Source organism: Rahnella sp. AA (assembly GCF_002834385.1).
Lineage (GTDB): Bacteria > Pseudomonadota > Gammaproteobacteria > Enterobacterales > Enterobacteriaceae > Rahnella.
Map to the genome: position 1 here is coordinate 407,555 of NZ_PITQ01000003.1, position 17,149 is coordinate 424,703.

16 protein-coding genes are annotated in these 17,149 nt (G+C 51.7%); 7 read left to right on the forward strand and 9 right to left on the reverse strand.

Annotated features, from left to right (window positions below; genetic code table 11):
* Positions 1 to 83: 83 nt before the first annotated feature.
* Positions 84 to 1,535, forward strand: coding sequence for a xylulokinase (xylB, locus tag CWS43_RS10385; RefSeq protein ID WP_101076863.1), 1,452 nt, complete (start codon positions 84 to 86; stop codon positions 1,533 to 1,535).
* Positions 1,536 to 1,604: 69 nt separating this feature from the next.
* Here xylB and kdgT read toward each other — a convergent pair whose 3' ends face one another.
* Positions 1,605 to 2,603: a 2-keto-3-deoxygluconate transporter gene (gene kdgT / locus CWS43_RS10390; protein WP_101076864.1), complete on the reverse strand. Its 999-nt coding sequence runs from the start codon at positions 2,601 to 2,603 to the stop codon at positions 1,605 to 1,607.
* 270 nt (positions 2,604 to 2,873) lie between these two features.
* Positions 2,874 to 3,539 carry a fructose-6-phosphate aldolase gene (gene fsa, locus CWS43_RS10395; RefSeq protein WP_101076865.1) on the reverse strand — a complete coding sequence of 222 codons (666 nt, stop codon included), beginning with the start codon at positions 3,537 to 3,539 and terminating at the stop codon, positions 2,874 to 2,876.
* Between the two features lie 144 nt (positions 3,540 to 3,683).
* Here fsa and CWS43_RS10400 point away from each other — a divergent pair, with 144 nt between their 5' ends.
* The 3 genes from CWS43_RS10400 to CWS43_RS10410 are packed head-to-tail and all read left to right on the forward strand — an operon-like array spanning position 3,684 to position 7,824.
* Complete coding sequence (locus CWS43_RS10400; protein ID WP_101076866.1) at positions 3,684 to 4,583, forward strand: glycyl-radical enzyme activating protein; 900 nt, start codon at positions 3,684 to 3,686, stop codon at positions 4,581 to 4,583.
* A 4-nt stretch (positions 4,584 to 4,587) separates the two neighbouring features.
* Entirely contained in the window at positions 4,588 to 7,020 is a 2,433-nt protein-coding gene (locus CWS43_RS10405) for a formate C-acetyltransferase/glycerol dehydratase family glycyl radical enzyme (RefSeq protein ID WP_101076867.1), read from the forward strand.
* A 60-nt stretch (positions 7,021 to 7,080) separates the two neighbouring features.
* Complete coding sequence (locus tag CWS43_RS10410; RefSeq protein WP_101076868.1) at positions 7,081 to 7,824, forward strand: DNA-binding transcriptional regulator YciT; 744 nt, start codon at positions 7,081 to 7,083, stop codon at positions 7,822 to 7,824.
* A 33-nt stretch (positions 7,825 to 7,857) separates the two neighbouring features.
* Here CWS43_RS10410 and araD read toward each other — a convergent pair whose 3' ends face one another.
* Positions 7,858 to 8,553, reverse strand: coding sequence for an L-ribulose-5-phosphate 4-epimerase (araD, locus tag CWS43_RS10415; protein ID WP_101076869.1), 696 nt, complete (start codon positions 8,551 to 8,553; stop codon positions 7,858 to 7,860).
* A 271-nt stretch (positions 8,554 to 8,824) separates the two neighbouring features.
* On the opposite strand from araD, the gene osmB reads away from it, so the two are divergent.
* Positions 8,825 to 9,043, forward strand: coding sequence for an osmotically-inducible lipoprotein OsmB (gene osmB, locus CWS43_RS10420; protein ID WP_101076870.1), 219 nt, complete (start codon positions 8,825 to 8,827; stop codon positions 9,041 to 9,043).
* Between the two features lie 226 nt (positions 9,044 to 9,269).
* Here the strand turns inward: osmB and yciH are convergent, their stop codons facing one another.
* Together yciH and pyrF are read right to left on the reverse strand one after the other, a co-directional pair.
* A complete protein-coding gene (gene yciH, locus CWS43_RS10425; protein WP_101076871.1) occupies positions 9,270 to 9,599 on the reverse strand; it encodes a stress response translation initiation inhibitor YciH in 330 nt (109 codons plus the stop codon).
* A 10-nt stretch (positions 9,600 to 9,609) separates the two neighbouring features.
* Positions 9,610 to 10,341: an orotidine-5'-phosphate decarboxylase gene (gene pyrF / locus CWS43_RS10430; protein ID WP_101076872.1), complete on the reverse strand. Its 732-nt coding sequence runs from the start codon at positions 10,339 to 10,341 to the stop codon at positions 9,610 to 9,612.
* A gap of 188 nt (positions 10,342 to 10,529) precedes the next feature.
* On the opposite strand from pyrF, the gene CWS43_RS10435 reads away from it, so the two are divergent.
* Positions 10,530 to 10,817, forward strand: coding sequence for an Arc family DNA-binding protein (locus CWS43_RS10435; RefSeq protein ID WP_101076873.1), 288 nt, complete (start codon positions 10,530 to 10,532; stop codon positions 10,815 to 10,817).
* Positions 10,818 to 10,860: 43 nt separating this feature from the next.
* Here the strand turns inward: CWS43_RS10435 and lapB are convergent, their stop codons facing one another.
* From lapB to pgpB, 3 genes are all read right to left on the reverse strand, one after another.
* Complete coding sequence (gene lapB, locus CWS43_RS10440) at positions 10,861 to 12,030, reverse strand: lipopolysaccharide assembly protein LapB (RefSeq protein WP_101076874.1); 1,170 nt, start codon at positions 12,028 to 12,030, stop codon at positions 10,861 to 10,863.
* Between the two features lie 6 nt (positions 12,031 to 12,036).
* Positions 12,037 to 12,348 carry a LapA family protein gene (locus CWS43_RS10445; RefSeq protein ID WP_101076976.1) on the reverse strand — a complete coding sequence of 104 codons (312 nt, stop codon included), beginning with the start codon at positions 12,346 to 12,348 and terminating at the stop codon, positions 12,037 to 12,039.
* 254 nt (positions 12,349 to 12,602) lie between these two features.
* A complete protein-coding gene (pgpB, locus tag CWS43_RS10450) occupies positions 12,603 to 13,358 on the reverse strand; it encodes a phosphatidylglycerophosphatase B (RefSeq protein WP_101076875.1) in 756 nt (251 codons plus the stop codon).
* Positions 13,359 to 13,713: 355 nt separating this feature from the next.
* Between pgpB and ribA the strand changes: the two genes are divergently transcribed.
* On the forward strand, positions 13,714 to 14,304 hold the full coding sequence (gene ribA / locus CWS43_RS10455; protein WP_101076876.1) for a GTP cyclohydrolase II: 591 nt from the start codon (positions 13,714 to 13,716) through the stop codon (positions 14,302 to 14,304).
* 77 nt (positions 14,305 to 14,381) lie between these two features.
* On the opposite strand, the gene acnA is transcribed toward ribA, so the two are convergent.
* Positions 14,382 to 17,057, reverse strand: coding sequence for an aconitate hydratase AcnA (gene acnA, locus CWS43_RS10460; protein ID WP_101076877.1), 2,676 nt, complete (start codon positions 17,055 to 17,057; stop codon positions 14,382 to 14,384).
* Positions 17,058 to 17,149 lie beyond the last annotated feature (92 nt).

Here is a 17,149-nt window from a genome sequence, read left to right on the forward strand (position 1 = left end):
GTGTTTACGCCCTGCCCCGTCTGATGCGGATTTGCAGGGCGTAAATCGTTTAAAAAGACAGGTTGATAGATAAGGGAAACATCATGTATCTCGGTATAGATCTCGGCACCTCCGGCGTCAAAGCCATATTACTTAGCGAAGAAGGCCAGGTTGTTGCCAGCCACAGCGAGGCACTCACCCTTTCCCGTCCACATCCGCTGTGGTCTGAACAAAACCCTGCCGACTGGTGGGCTGCCACAGATCAGGCGATCTCTGCATTGGCACAACAATGTTCCCTGCAAAACGTCAAAGCGATTGGCCTGACGGGCCAGATGCATGGCGCAACGCTGCTGGATGCGCAACAACAGATTTTACGTCCGGCCATTTTATGGAACGATGGCCGCAGCTACAGACAGTGCCAGAAACTGGAAGCGACCGTTCCCGGTTCGCGCCAGATTACCGGCAATCTGATGATGCCCGGTTTTACTGCGCCCAAACTCCTCTGGTTAAGCGAAAATGAACCCGAGCTGTTTGCCAAAATCGACAAAGTTTTACTCCCAAAAGATTATTTGCGCTGGCTGATGACCGGCGTTTTCGCAAGCGATATGTCAGACGCGGCGGGGACGATGTGGCTTGATGTGGCTAAACGTGACTGGAGCGACGAGTTATTGCACGCAACCGGGCTGGCGCGCGCACAAATGCCAGCACTCTTCGAAGGCAACCAGATTACCGGTAATTTACTGCCTGCGCTTGCCTCGCGCTGGAACATGGATTCCGTACCGGTTATTGCGGGGGGTGGCGACAATGCTGCGGGCGCCGTGGGTGTCGGGCTTTATAAAACCGGGCAGGCGATGCTTTCGCTGGGGACTTCTGGTGTTTACTTTGCCGTCAGCGAGGGTTTCCTCAGTAACCCGCAACAGGCGGTGCACAGTTTCTGCCATGCCTTGCCGGATACCTGGCATCTGATGTCCGTCATGCTCAGCGCGGCCTCTTGCCTGGACTGGGCGGCGAAACTGACCGGCACTGCCACCGTGGCTGAACTGATCAATCTGGCTGAAAATACCCAACCCGCTGATTCCCCGGTCTGGTTCTTACCTTATCTCTCTGGCGAACGCACGCCACACAACAACCCGAATGCCAAAGGCACATTATTTGGCCTGACGCATCAACATGGCCCCGCAGATATTGCCCGTGCCGTGCTTGAAGGTGTCGGTTTTGCTCTCGCCGATGGAATGGATGTATTACACGCCACAGGTTTGAAACCTCATAGCATTACCCTCATTGGCGGTGGCGCACGCAGCCCTTACTGGCGACAAATGCTGGCCGATATCAGTGGGGAAACGCTGGAGTACCGTACTGGTGGTGATGTCGGGCCGGCACTTGGCGCAGCGCGGTTAGCACAAATCGCGATGAATGAAGACAGGCCGTTGTCGACATTTTTACCGCCACTGGAATTGGAACAGGTGCATAAGCCTGATGTGCAACGACATGCTGAGTATATGAAGCGGCGGGAAGTCTTCAGGGAATTGTACAAACGACTCGAAGATCTGATGTGAGAAGTGGTCTGTTTCGGGCTGGTTTTACTCCTTCACCAATGAGGGTGAAGGAGTAAAACGGTTCGGCAATTATTTAACGCTTGCCATCGGCGGATCGATCGCCACTTTGCCTTTCACCGCTTTGTTCTTCACTCTTCTCGACCACATAGCCGTCAAAATCGGCACTAATATCGATGTCACGATCACAGAGGTCGCGACCAGCGCAGTGGCGGCTGGAGCGATCGGCTTAAACTGTGGCACCATTTCTGCGATCAGCACCGGCGTCGCTACGGCAGCCCCTGCAGAGCTGGATGCTGCAATCCCTGCGGTACCATCACCGCCGCCGATGAATTTATCCGCGAGGATCAACGGAATGCCGGTGATGATAATAACAGCGACGCCCAGCATCACACCCAGCAGACCCGTTTGAGCAATCACACTCAGGTTGATGGTGTTACCCAATGCAAAGGCGAAGAATGGGATCAATGTTTGTACCGCTTTACTGAAGAATTCACGCAACTCGGGGTCCAGGTTCCCTAATCCAAAACCGACCAGGAATGGCAACACTGCGCCCACAAATACGTGGGGTTCGAAAGAAGCAATGCCAGCCGTGCCGAGAATGATCATCGTCATCAGCGGACCGGATTCCAGAGACATCAGCACGAATGCGCCCGCCTCTTCTTTCGTGCCGTACTGTTGCATGACCGAGGCATACAGGCCGCCGTTGGTCATATCCATTGCGGCGACCAGTGCCAGGACGGAAAGCCCGGCGAAGAAGCCAAACTCAACACCATTTTCGGGCATAAATCGCGATGCCACCGCGGCCACAACCCATGCAACGGCGATTTTAGTCACCACCAGCGTCCCGGATTTACGCAGCACAGTACCGGTGGCACTGAGCTTGATTGAGGCCCCCATGCAGAAGAACCAGACGGCCAGAATCGGTACAGTCCCGGTCATCAGCCCATTAGTGAATGAACCGAAATATTTACCCGAATCCGGCGCAAATGTATGGCACAGCGCACCAAGGAAGAGAGGGACTAACATCATTCCGCCAGGGATTCTTTCTATCGCTCGTTTAATGTGCATAATTTTTCACCTGATTTTAAAGTATAGGGCTTCTGAATTTCGCTACGATATCCATTTACCAGGTGTATAAAAGTGATCCGCTGCATAAAATGAAACGATGTTTCTATTTTTTAGATCTCCGGTTTTAATAAAAACCGCAGTCAATATTTAATTTCAGACCGAAATCACAATTCCGAATCATTTTCGGATTACACAGGCAAACTGCCTGAGCCATAAAACAAAAAACCCGCAACAGTGGCCTGTGCGGGTTAGGTAATATCCAGGGGAATATCAGTTGATAGACAGGCTGCTGAATGCCTGACGCCAGTCGGTATCAAATTTTTCCACTGCTGATTTTACTGCTGGGGTATCAAGCAGTTGCTCGGCAACATCAACAGGTAAAGTGATCGACTGGCAGCCCGTCAGCAGGCACTCAATCGCCTGACGTGGCGTTTTGAAACTGGCGGCTAACACTTTCGATTGCGGGGCATGCAGGCTAAGCAATGTCTGTAATTCCCTGACTGTGGCAATACCGTCCCCACCCTGCGCATCCAGACGATTCACGTAAGGGGCAACATACTCTGCACCGGCCAGCGCGGCTAAGAGCCCTTGTCCTGCGCCATAAACGGCCGTGCCCAGTGTCGGAATAGTCAATCCTTTTAATTTTTTTATCGCGGCCAGGCCTTCGCTTGTCACCGGGATTTTTACCACTAATCCGGGGATCCGCTGCGAAAGCAGCAAAGCCTCCGCGACCATTTGCTCAGCATCAGAAGCCATCACTTGTGCAAATAATTTGCCGTGACCGCCCAGAGCATCGCGCAGCGCAGGCAGTACTTCCCATAACGATTTCCCCTCTTTAGCGACAATACTCGGGTTAGTCGTCACGCCTTGCAGCGGCAGGATGCGTGACAGACGTTTTACCGCAATAACATCGGCAGTATCGAGATACAGCTCCATAACTCTCTCCCGGAAACTTGTGAGTGAATGCAAAGTTCAGAGAGTGTACGCCTGCAAGCCCGTTGTTTGTTGATCGCTGTCAAAATCACTTTCATATGAAAGAATATAAATTACGAAGGAAGAAATCTAAGAAAGGACTTCAAAATGATATTTAATGTGCAGCGTTATTCCACCCATGACGGCCCGGGGATCCGCACTGTCGTATTCCTGAAAGGATGTTCTCTTCGCTGCACGTGGTGCCAGAACCCGGAAAGTCAATCGTTAGCACCTGACGTACTCTTTGATTCCCGTCTGTGTACTCCGGGGTGTAGGGAATGCGCAATACACTTCCCACATGCCGTCACCTCAGAAAACAACGGGATCCGGATCCATCGGGAAAAGCTTCTTGTGAGCGATTTGTGTCAGATAGAACAAACCTGCCCGGGCGGCGCGCTCAGTGTTTGTGGTGATGAGACGGAAATGGGCTCACTCATGCAGCAAATTTTACGCGATACCCCCTTTTATCAGCGCACAGGCGGCGGTGTAACGCTCTCAGGTGGCGAACCTTTCATGCACCCACAAACGGTGCTGGCGTTGTTGCAACGTTGCCAGCAGGCAGGGCTGCATACTGCCGTGGAAAGCTGTCTTCATGTGCCATGGAAATATATCGCGCCTTCTCTTGGCGCACTGGATTTACTGCTGGCGGATTTAAAACACGTCGCCGATAAGCCTTTCAAACGCCTGACCGGTGGTTGCGCAAAACGGGTAATGGACAATTTTCGCCGTCTTGCCGCTGCCGGGCAAAAGCTCACCGTTCGCGTCCCGCTGATCCCCGATTTTAATGCAGACCGGGCTTCAATCCGCCAGATCGTCGATTTTGCCGCTAATGAAACCGGTTGTGAGGACATTCACTTTTTGCCCTACCACACACTCGGCATCAATAAATATGTCCTGCTTGGGCAACCCTATCTGGCTCCGCGCCAGCCATTAAATGACCCCGACCTGCTGACGTTCGCCGAAGAATACGCCATCGGAAAAGGGCTCCGTGTACAGCTAAAAGGATAAAAACATGACCCTGCTGAATCTCAATACCCTGTCTGCGCGCATCCGGTCACACAAAGAGGCCCTGATTCATATTGTGAAACCGCCGGTATGCACCCAGCGGGCACAACATTACACACACATTTATCAGCAGAATGCCGACAAACCGCTGGCTGTGCGCCGGGCACTCGCGTTGGCGGAGCATCTGAGTAAACGCACTATTTGGATCAAACACGATGAGCTGATCGTCGGTAACCAGGCGAGCGAAGTGCGGGCCGCGCCCATTTTCCCGGAATATACCGTCGGGTGGATTGAAAGTGAGATTGACGCGCTTGCCGACCGTCCGGGCGCAGGCTTTAGCGTCAGCGAAACCAACAAAAGCATTTTGCATGAAATCTGCCCGTGGTGGCGCGGGCAAACGGTGCAGGATCGCTGTTACGGGATGTTTACCGACGAACAGAAAGCCCTGCTCGACAGCGGTATTGTGAAAGCAGAAGGTAATATGACGTCCGGCGATGCACATCTGGCCGTCAATTTCCCGCTGTTGCTGGAGCTGGGATTAGATGGCCTGCGCGATAAAGTTGATGAACGCCGCAATCGTATTCAACTGACCGACTGGGAGGATTTGCATAAAGAGCAACTGCTGAAAGCCATCGATATCACTCTGTCAGCCGTCAGCGACCACATTGCCCGTTTCGTGCAGCTGGCAAGAGAAATGGCTCAAACAGAAACACGCGAAAAACGCAGGGATGAGCTGCTGGCGATGGCTGCAAACTGTGAAGTGATTGCTCATCAGCCACCAGAAAATTTCTGGCAGGCATTGCAGTTGTGTTATTTCATTCAGCTGATATTGCAGATCGAATCCAACGGTCACTCTGTCTCATTTGGCCGCATGGATCAGTATTTGTATCCTTTCTACCGCCGTGACGTGGAACTTGAGCAGACGCTTGAGCGCGACCACGCCGTTGAGCTGTTACAAAGCTGCTGGCTGAAATTACTGGAAGTGAACAAAATCCGTTCCGGCACACACTCCAAAGCATCCGCAGGCAGCCCGTTGTATCAAAACGTCACCATCGGTGGCCAGTGTTTGCATAACGGCGTGGCGTCTGATGCCGTGAATCCGCTTTCTTACGCTATTCTGGAATCGTGCGGTCAGTTGCGCTCTACCCAACCGAACCTCAGCGTGCGGTATCACGCTGGCATGAGCAGTGATTTTCTGGATGCCTGTGTGCAGGTGATCCGCTGCGGCTTTGGGATGCCCGCGTTTAATAACGATGAAATTGTCATTTCGGAATTCATCAAGCTTGGGGTAGAAAAACAGGATGCCTATGACTACGCGGCCATCGGTTGTATCGAAACGGCCGTCGGCGGCAAATGGGGTTATCGCTGCACCGGGATGAGTTTCATCAACTTTGCCCGCGTGATGCTGGCGGCGATGGAGCAAGGCCGGGACGCAAAAAGTCAGTCCCGCTTCCTGGCGCAGGAACGCGGTTTGTCACAAGGAAATTTCGAAAGTTTCGAACAAGTCTTTGCACAATGGGATGCGCAGATCCGCTATTACACACGTAAATCCATCGAAATTGAATGTGTCGTCGACACCGTGCTGGAAGAAAATGCCCCCGATATTCTGTGTTCTGCGCTGGTCGATGATTGTATTGAACGCGGAAAAACCATTAAGCAAGGTGGTGCAAAGTATGACTGGGTTTCCGGCTTACAGGTCGGGATTGCCAACCTCGGCAATAGCCTTTCCGCAGTGAAAAAACTGGTTTTTGATCAGGGGATTGTCGGGCAGCAGGAACTGGCCGCCGCGCTGGCATCAGATTATGCCGGGATAGACGGCGAGCGGTTGCGTCAGCGCCTGATTAATGGTGCAGAGAAATACGGTAACGACCATGACGAAGTCGATCACCTGTTGGTTCGCGCCTATCAGTGTTATATCGACGAATTATCAAATTACCACAATACTCGTTTTGGCCGCGGTCCGGTCGGCGGAACATATTACGCGGGCACATCGTCTATCTCTGCGAATGTCCCCTTCGGGGCGGCCACTACCGCCACACCGGATGGCCGCAAGGCCTTTACACCCCTGGCAGAAGGTGCCAGCCCGGCTTCGGGTACTGACCATCTCGGGCCGACAGCGGTCTTTAACTCACTGGGCAAATTGCCGACTGAAGCCATTCTCGGCGGCGTATTGCTGAACCAGAAGCTCAATCCGGCGTCATTGGAAAATGAAGGTGACCGTCAGACATTAATGTTGATGCTGCGGACATTCTTTGAACATCATCACGGCTGGCATGTGCAGTACAATATCGTTTCTCGCGAAACGTTACTAAAAGCGCGCAAAGAACCCCAAAACTATCGCGACCTCGTGGTGCGTGTGGCGGGGTATTCCGCGTTCTTTACGGCCTTATCGCCGGAGGCGCAGGATGATATTATCGCCCGCACTGAACATTCGCTTTAATGTTCGCATCTGACATTTACCTTTAAGGGCGGTTCTGGCCGCCCCTCTTTTCAGGCAATCATGAACGACAGACAGCAAATTATTCTGCAGTGGGTTAACGATAAACAACGGATCAGCGTCAGCGAGTTGTCACATATTTGTCAGGTTTCTGAAGTCACAATCCGGCATGACCTTAACCTGCTGGAACAGCGGCATTATCTGCGCCGGGCGCACGGTTTCGCCGTCGCAATTCAGACCGATGATGTTGATACCCGAATGATGTCGAATTTTGCACAAAAGCAGAAACTGGCTAAGTTTGCTGCCTCGTTAATTCGCGACGGAGAAACGGTATTTTTCGAAAGCGGCAGCAGCATCGCTCTGCTCGCGCAATATCTCGCCGACAAAAAAAACCTGACGGTGATTACCGTCAGCAGTTATGTGGCATCGCTACTGAAAAGCATGCCGTGTGAGGTCGTACTGCTAGGTGGAATGTACCAGAAAACCAGCCAGACCGTGGTCGGCCCGCTGACAAAACTGTGTCTGCAGCAAATGAATTTCAGCAAGGCCTTCATGGGGATTGATGGTTTTACCGATACCACCGGCTTTACCGGGCGTGACATGCTGCGTGCGGATGTCGTCAATTCGGTTGTCGCAAAAGGGGCAGAAAATATTGTACTAACGGATTCATCAAAGTTCGGCCAGATTAACCTCAATCCGCTTGGACCTGTCAGCGCATTCAACCATGTGATTACCGATGACAGGCTCCCAAATGAATATCAGCGGCAGCTGGAAGCCGCGGGTATGAAAGTCAGCCTGGTTGGCTGACTGCCTCATTTTATCCTCTGCGTGCCGCTTGGATTACTGGCCGTAGTAAGCATTCTTGCCGTGTTTGCGAAGGTAATGTTTATCCAGCAACTGCGGCTGCATATCCGGTAATTGCGGTGTCAGTTGGCGGGAGAATATCCCCATATAAGCGATTTCTTCCAATACCACGGCATTATGCACCGCATTCTCCGCATCTTTTCCCCAGGCAAAAGGGCCGTGCGAATGAACCAGAACCGCAGGGATATCCGCAGGCGACAGATTCCGCTCTGCAAACGTTTTGACAATCACTTCTCCGGTTTCCCATTCATAACGACCTGCAATTTCCTCGTGGGTCATCAGGCGTGTGCAAGGAATGTTACCGTAGAAATAATCGGCATGCGTTGTGCCCCACGCAGGTATGTCTAATCCCGCTTGTGCCCAGATGGTCGCGTGTCGCGAATGGGTATGCACAATGCCACCAGCCTGCGGGAAATTCAGGTAAAGCACACGATGGGTATCGGTATCAGAAGACGGCTTTTTACTACCTTCAACAATTCTGCCGGTTTCCAGCTCCACCACCACCATATCGTCCACGCCCATATGATCGTATTCAACACCAGAAGGTTTGATAACAACCAGCCCTTGCTGACGATCAACCGCACTGACATTCCCCCAGGTAAAGGTCACCAGATTGTGGCGCGGCAATGCCAGATTGGCTTCCAATACCTGCTCTTTCAGTTGTTTAAGCATCTTGGTTCCCTCTTTTACGATGCTTTATTGTCTGGTCGGCGGAAGATCGCAGGTATGGGGCAAATCGCTAAAGAGTGCGTACAGATCTGCTGCAAACGTAAAAGTGCCCATTCATCCCACAAACAGTGAAATGCCTGCCCGGCTTTTTAGTTTTTTGTGTGGTGAGAAGACGGGCTCGTGGTGAATTAAGATTATTCACCTAGTGAATGAATATCAATTTCACTATTTTTAATTAACGGATGCACAACTGCGTCTGGATAGGAGAAACATAATGATGATTGTAAATAAACGCGTTGCCGGTATTGCACTGGTTCTGACTTTGGCGATGTCTGTTACCGCTTGTGGTAATTGGTCTAAACGTGACCGTAATACCGCAATTGGTGCCGGTGCCGGTGCGCTGGGTGGTGCAGTGCTGACGGACGGCAGCACGTTAGGGACATTAGGTGGTGCGGCTGTCGGTGGTATTATCGGGCACCAGGTCAGTAAATAAAACGGCCGGTGATAATAAGTTCTATTGAGTCGCATCAAAAACGTCAGCGTAAGCAACGAATAAAGCTAAAAATAGGATTTGGCAGTTTTTCAGGTCAACTTTATTGCCATGGAATGAATGGCAAACAACGTAAGTTAGCGTTGTGATATCTCGAAAGGTAAAGCAAGATGCTGCACCGTCATGGATGCAGCATCTTATTGTTTATAGCCAACGTCCAATAAATAAATCAGCCACCCGCAAGTTTGACTTTCATCCCTTTGGCTTCAAGCAGTTGTTTCAGCAAATCACGCTTATCACCCTGGATTTCAATCACGCCCTCTTTCACCGAACCACCGCAGCCGCATTTCTTTTTCAGTTCAGCAGCCAGTTTATCCAGCGCCACGTCGTCAAGATCAACACCGGCGATCAGACACACGCCCTTGCCTTTTCGTCCGCTGGTCTGGCGCTGAATACGAACAATGCCGTCGCCTTTCGGGCGGGCCACAATCGCTTTCGGCTCGTCAATTCTGCCCGTGTCGGTCGAATACACTAAGCGGCTGTTGCTGTCATTATTCATGCATTTATCCTCAATCGCGCAAAGAGGCACGGATTTCACGCAAGGTTTGCGCCGGTTCGGCTGATTGCGTAATAGGACGTCCAATCACCATGTAATCTACGCCTGCGGCCAATGCTTCCTGCGGCGTCATCACACGGCGCTGATCGTCAGCTTTACTGCCTGCAGGGCGGATACCCGGCGTCACCAGTTTGAACTCCTGCCCCAGCGCTGATTTAAAGCGCGTGGCTTCCTGTGCGGAACATACAACGCCGTCCAGCCCGCAGTCACGGGTCAGGCGCGCCAGACGTTCGGCGTAATCTGCCGGAGATAAAGTGATGCCCAGATCCGCCAGATCGCTGCCTTCCATGCTGGTCAGCACGGTGACGGCAATCAGTAACGGCGCGTCTTTACCAAACGGTAGCAACGCTTCTTTGGCCGCCGACATCATGCGCGCACCACCGCTTGCATGAACGTTCACCATCCAGACTCCCAGATCAGCTGCGGCCGCGACAGCGCGCGCCGTGGTATTCGGGATATCGTGGAATTTCAGATCCAGGAAGACATCAAAACCACGTACCTGCAGATCTTTAACCATCTGCGGACCAAAATGGGTAAACATCTCTTTACCAATTTTCAGACGGCAATCGCGCGGATCAATTTTATCTGCAAATGCCAGCGCCGCTGACTTATCCGCGTAATCTAACGCGACAACAATAGGTGATGAACTTAAGTCTTTATTGTTAATTTTATTTTCGGACTTCATATCGTCAGCCTCGTGTCAGTTTCAATTCAGGAAGGGGAAATATTTTTTTGCCGCCCGCATTTTACATGGCAAGTCACCGAATTCACAGCTACACATAATGTGACAGTTTTATTAAATTTTTATTAAGCACTAGACGCCGATACAACGCTGGCATAACTTGTAAATTTACTCTAAGGAAAGGCTGAAAAATGAGTGAGATAACAACGCTGACCGTCAAAATTCCGGTCGAATTAAAAGAATTGATCAAAAACGCCGCCGCCGAAGCGGAACATTCATTAAGTGCAGAAGTGGCAGCACGCCTGGAAGAGAGTTTTAATCCTACAGCGCCGAAAGGTAAAAAAGCAGCAAAAGCCATCGAAGATGAAATTGACAATCAACATCTTGCAGAAGACTCTGAACCCGCGCTGACAGCAAAAGAGATTAAGAAATTGCGTACTTTGCTGAATGCCCGCAAAACCAGCAGTAAGAAGAAGTAATATTGCGTAATTTCCCCCTGATAATTCAGGTTACAGGGGGAAGTTATTGACCATCTAATCCACGTATTGGTTTTATCGTCGCCCAGCCACGGCAAGATGGGCAATGCCAGTACAGCGAGTGCGCCGTAAAACCACATTTATGACAGCGATAACGGGGTTTGGTACGAATTTGTTCGCCCACCATATCCCGCAGTAAGACCAGACTCTCTTTCGCACGCCCTTCTTCTGCATCCGCCAGATGGTAATCCATCAGGTGATGGAACACGCGCATGGTCGGATGGCGCTGAAGCTGACGATTAATGTAGTTCTGCGCGGTTTCCCGGCCTTCCTCGTCATGGATAATTTCAGCCAGCATCAGTTCTGCGGTAGCGCCGGTATTTTCATCAACGCAGCGTTTGAGGAACTCGGCCCACGCCAGCGTATCACCCAAATTCTGATAGCACTCCTGCAGCATCGGCAACGCTTCGCTGACCAGCTCTTTGTCCTGTTCCAGTACACGCTGTAACGCATCAACCGCTTTACGATATTCCCCCTGCGCCAGGAAAATACGCCCCTGCATGACAGACACGCGGGCACAGAGCTTATCAGCCGCCGCTGCTTTTTTCAGCAGGCCGGTAGCCTTATCGAAATCATCGGAAACCATGGCCTGCAGCGCCAGTTCACACCAAAAGTGCGCGATTTCTTTGCGGCGGTTTTCTTTGCCCAACTTGACCAGACGTTCAGCCACATCAATGGCGTTCTGCCAGTCACTGGTGGCCTGGTGAATGATGAGTAACTGTTCCAGAGCAAACAACTGGAAATCTTGTTCTTTCACCAGTTGATTAAACATATCTTCCGCGCGGTCATAAAAACCGGCAGCCATGTAATCACGCCCCAGTTGCTGCACGGCCAGAAGCCGCTGCTCAAAAGTCAGTGAGGCACTTTCCATCAGTGACTGATGAATACGTATTGCGCGATCAACTTCACCACGTGAACGGAACAGATTGCCCAGAGTCAGATGCGCTTCGACTGTACTGCTGTCCTCTTTCAACATTTCAAGGAACAGGTCGACCGCTTTATCCTGCTGGTTGGAAAGCAGGAAGTTAACCCCTGCGACGTATTCACGAGACAGGCGGTTAGCATTTTCCTGTTTATCCTGCTGAGAACTTCTGCGCCCCATGTACCAGCCATAGGCTGCCGCAACGGGCAACAACAGAAACAGCAGTTCTAACATAGAGGGTTATTCCTTGCTGACATCATAAGAGGCGGCTGGCGGCGTAACGGCGGCCGTGGGTGCAATTTGCTGCTCGAGACGCTTGATTTTGCGCTGTGCCCGGCCCAGTGACAAACGAACCCGAAGGTAAAACAGACCACAGATCACCCAGCCAAGAATGAAACCCGTGGCAAACAAGACGGCAAGCAATGTTGAGACGCGATAATCACCCTGTGCCAGCAAATAATTGAAGGTCACAGTCTGATCGTTATGGGCCCCCAAAGTGATAGAAATCACAACGATGACCAGTAAAAATAAAAAAATCAGCAGATATTTCACATTCATTCCTGTAATGCCGGATGTACCGGATGAATTATGCCAAAAACTCTCGTCCCGACCTAATAAGTTAGCATTTCCGAACAAAGCAGGGAAACATTGCGGTGGCTTTAAATGCACTCAGCAGAAACTTCATACGCCATGTGTGTGGTGTAACAAGCGCTGCTGTAATTTGGCCTATGGATGATAGATGGGGATGAAAAGCACTAAATTAAAGGGGTTCAGTAAGAACCCGCATTAATTCAGATGGATACCCTTCACTCACGCTCGGTGATTTCTTGTTTTTCAGCCGGTGGAGGCGTAAGTGATCCGATATAACGCTGCGTGAACCAGCAGGCTACTGTCACCAGGATCCAGCTAATCCCAACGGATGCCATCAAATCGCGTGGCCAGTGCATCCCCAGAACCAGACGGCTTCCCATGACGGTAACCGCCCACACCATCAGCACGCAGACCGTTTTGTAGTGTTTACGGCGCCACAGTAACCCGACGCCTAACAGTGCCCAGGTTGCGGCAAACATGGTGTGTCCCGAAGGAAATGCGTAGCCGGTATCATCCTGCCAGCTTTTGTTCAGCCAGTGCGGGATTTGCGTGTCACTGGCTAAAATCTCTTTAACTTGTCCGCTGCGCGCTTTGTTTTTGAGTGCATAAAACGCATCAACATTCATCTGATGTGAGGACCCCAGCCAGGCAACATAGGGCCTGGGTTCGCGCACATCATTTTTAATAATATCTTTAGCAAATTGCCCGACCAGTACCGCCACGGTAATGATAATGATTAACCCAATCGCCGGTTTAATCCGAAAACGCAGACACCAAAGGAACCATGCGCAAAGGATTACCGTCGTGATGATCCCCCATGGCTGACTCACCGTTTCAGTCACCCAGTAAAGCGGGCGCAGCAGGGTCGGGTTTTGCCCCGGCGTCCATAACCAGCCACTCACCCAGACGACTGCCGGCATCAATATTAAAAGAACCGCGCCGAATGCGGTGCGTTTGGCGATATCAAACATAGTCGTCCCTTCAGTCATTCGTAAAAAGAGTTGGAGTGTACCAATGTTGTTATGGCTTCACATTCCTTAAGCACCGGTTGTTGAGGAAACGGTGACATACCGTAATAGTGCCGGCGCGCGGACAAAGCTAACGCGCCAGCGACTTGAAATATGAAGGGGATCGTTCATAACTAATGAACGAGTTGTTCTAATATTCCCGCTAAAATATGAACCAAACTGTGGCAAAATAGTGCCCTGCTTTCATGGAAAGGCACCGATTCCCTATCCTGAGGCCGCATCTGAACGTAGGATGCGCAACAACAAGTAAAATACTCACTGTAAATAAAGACTATTTGTGGTTTTTTTGGAGCGTAAAATGCAGCTGAAACGGGTGGCAGAAGCCAATCTGCCAACACCTTGGGGCGATTTCCTGATGGTGGGTTTTGAAGAATTGGCCACCGGGCACGACCACCTGGCGTTAGTTTTTGGCGACATCTCCGGCGAAACACCTGTCCTCGCGCGTGTTCATTCTGAGTGTCTGACAGGTGATGCCTTATTCAGCCTGCGCTGTGATTGTGGTTTTCAGCTTGAAGCAGCACTGAATCATATTGCCGAAGAAGGTCGCGGGATCCTGATGTATCACCGTCAGGAAGGCCGCAACATTGGTTTGCTCAATAAGATCCGCGCTTACGCCTTGCAGGACAAAGGCTACGATACCGTTGAAGCTAACCATCAGCTTGGGTTCGCCGCCGATGAGCGTGATTTCACGCTGTGCGCCGATATGTTCAAACTGCTTGGCGTTGATTCTGTCCGCCTGCTGACCAACAACCCGAAAAAAGTCGAAATCCTGACTGAAGCCGGGATCAACATCACCGAACGTGTCCCGCTGATCGTTGGCCGTAATCCGGAAAACGAACGTTATCTGTCGACCAAAGCCGCCAAAATGGGCCACCTGCTCGATAAGTAACTTTTTCAGGATATTACAAAAATATTAAGGGCACCTTAACGGTGCCCTTTTTCATGGCTTTTTGGCAGGAAACGGATTCAGAGCATTTTGCGGATCACGTAATGCAGAATGCCGCCATTCTGGAAATACGTCAGCTCGTTGCCCGTATCAATACGGCAGCGCGCATTCACAATTTCCGCACGTCCGTCAGCAAAGGTGATATGTACTGCGACGTCCTGCCCCGGCGTCAGGCTTTGCAAACCGCGCACGCTTACCTGCTCATCACCGGTCAGTTTCAACGTTTTTCGCGTCACGCCCTGAGGGAATTCCAGCGGTAAAATCCCCATGCCGATCAGGTTGGAGCGGTGAATACGCTCGAAGGATTCGGCAATCACAACGCGTACACCCAGCAAACGCGGCCCTTTGGCTGCCCAGTCGCGACTGGAGCCTGAACCATACTCTTTACCCGCAATCACCGCCGTCGGGACATTTTCGTGCTGATAACGCATTGCGGCGTCATAAATGGCCAGCGGATCCTGCGACGGAATATGGCGGGTATAGCCGCCCTCAACGCCCGGCACCATTTCGTTCTTGATACGGATATTGGCAAATGTCCCGCGCATCATCACTTCATGATTACCGCGTCGCGAACCGTACGAGTTAAACGCCTTCGGTTCCACGCCGTGCTGTTTCAGATACAATCCCGCCGGGCTTTCAGCTTTAATATTCCCGGCGGGAGAGATATGGTCGGTGGTGACGGAATCCGCCAGAATCGCCAGAATACGCGCGTCTTTAATATCTTCCAGCGCATCAGGCTCTGCTTTCATGTCGCTGAAGAACGGCGGATGGCGGATATAAGTGGAATCCTCCTGCCAGGTGTAAGTCGGCGTGCCTTCCACCTGAATAGCCTGCCAGGTCGCATCGCCGTTGAATACTTCGGCATATTCCTTGTGGAACATAGCCGTTGTCACCTGTCCGACCGCATTGGCAATCTCTGCCGATGATGGCCAGATGTCTTTCAGATAAACCGGTTTGCCGTCAGCATCTTCACCCAACGGGTCGTGTGACAGATTGACGTTCATATTCCCGGCCAGCGCATATGCTACCACCAGCGGCGGCGACGCCAGCCAGTTGGTTTTGATCAGCGGATGAATGCGTCCCTCAAAATTGCGGTTACCAGAAAGCACCGCACCAACGGTCAAATCACCGGCTTTGATCGCCGATTCAATCGGTTCTGGCAGTGGCCCGGAATTACCGATACACGTTGTACAGCCGTAGCCCACCAGATTGAAACCCAGTTTCTCCAGCCAGGGCATCAGGCCAGCCGCATTAAGATAATCGGTCACCACTTTGGAGCCCGGCGCTAATGAAGTTTTCACCCAAGGCTTGCTGGTCAGCCCTTTTTCTGCGGCATTTTTAGCCAGCAAACCCGCAGCCATCAGCACAGTGGGGTTGGAAGTATTGGTACAGGAGGTAATCGCCGCAATCACCACCGCGCCGGTCGTGAGCGTGTCATGCTGGCCTTCCAGCGTGAAGCTTTCTTTGTCGCTGCGCCCCGGTTTGCCGTTGCTCAACTCAAGCTCGGTTGCCGCTTTAAAGGCTTTCGGCACATCGTGCAGCGTTACCCTGTCCTGCGGGCGTTTCGGCCCGGCAAGGCTTGGCTCAACGCTGCCCATATCCAGCGACAGCGTGCTGGTGAATACCGGCTCGTCGCCGGCATTGCGCCATAATCCTTGTACCTGCGAATAAGCTTTGACCAGTTCGATTTGCTCGTCGCTGCGCCCGCTGAGTTTCATGTAGCCGAGTGTGACGTCGTCCACCGGGAAGAACCCGCAGGTTGCCCCGAATTCTGGTGACATATTGGCGATTGTTGCGCGATCTGCGAGCGGTAAATCGGATAATCCGTCACCATAAAACTCGACGAATTTCCCGACGACGCCGTGCTTACGCAGCATCTGAGTCACGGTCAGAACCAGGTCCGTCGCGGTAATACCTTCACGCAGCTTGCCCGTCAGTTTGAAACCCACAACGTCAGGGATCAGCATAGAGACTGGCTGACCAAGCATCGCCGCCTCAGCTTCGATACCACCGCAACCCCAGCCTAAAATACCCAGACCGTTGATCATGGTCGTATGGGAGTCGGTGCCGACTAACGTGTCAGGATAGGCAATGGTTTTACCATTCTGTTCTTCGTGCCAGACGGTTTGCCCAAGATATTCAAGGTTAACCTGGTGGCAGATACCCGTGCCGGGCGGCACCACGCGGAAACGGTTGAAGGCTTTTTGCCCCCATCGCAGGAACTGATAACGCTCGTTATTACGCTCCATTTCCAGCCGGACGTTCTCGTCGAATGCCTTAGTGTCACCAAACTCATCAACCGTCACCGAGTGGTCGATAACCAGATCGACGGGTGACAACGGGTTCACCTGTTCGACTTTACCGCCAAGTCGCTTCACGGCCTGGCGCATGGCGGCCAGATCCACCACCGCAGGCACACCAGTAAAATCCTGCATGAGGACGCGTGCCGGGCGGTAGGCAATTTCACGGTCTGCATGACCCGTTTTTTGCCATGAAACCAGTTCTTGCAGATCACTTTCCGTGACGGTGTCACCATCAACGTGACGTAGCAAATTTTCGAGTAATACCTTGAGGGATTTGGGCAAGCGCTGGATGTCTCCCAGCGTTTTGGCCGCGAGTGGCAGGCTATAGTAGTGAAACTCCTTCTTCCGGACTGCCAGTTTATCCAGACTTCCATTACGAATATCGGACGACATAGCTTCTCCTTTTACTGCTTATTTCTTATACCAGTGTGGATTATGTAGGAATAACCCGCTGGCTTATAAGTTCATCTATAAAGATAACACAA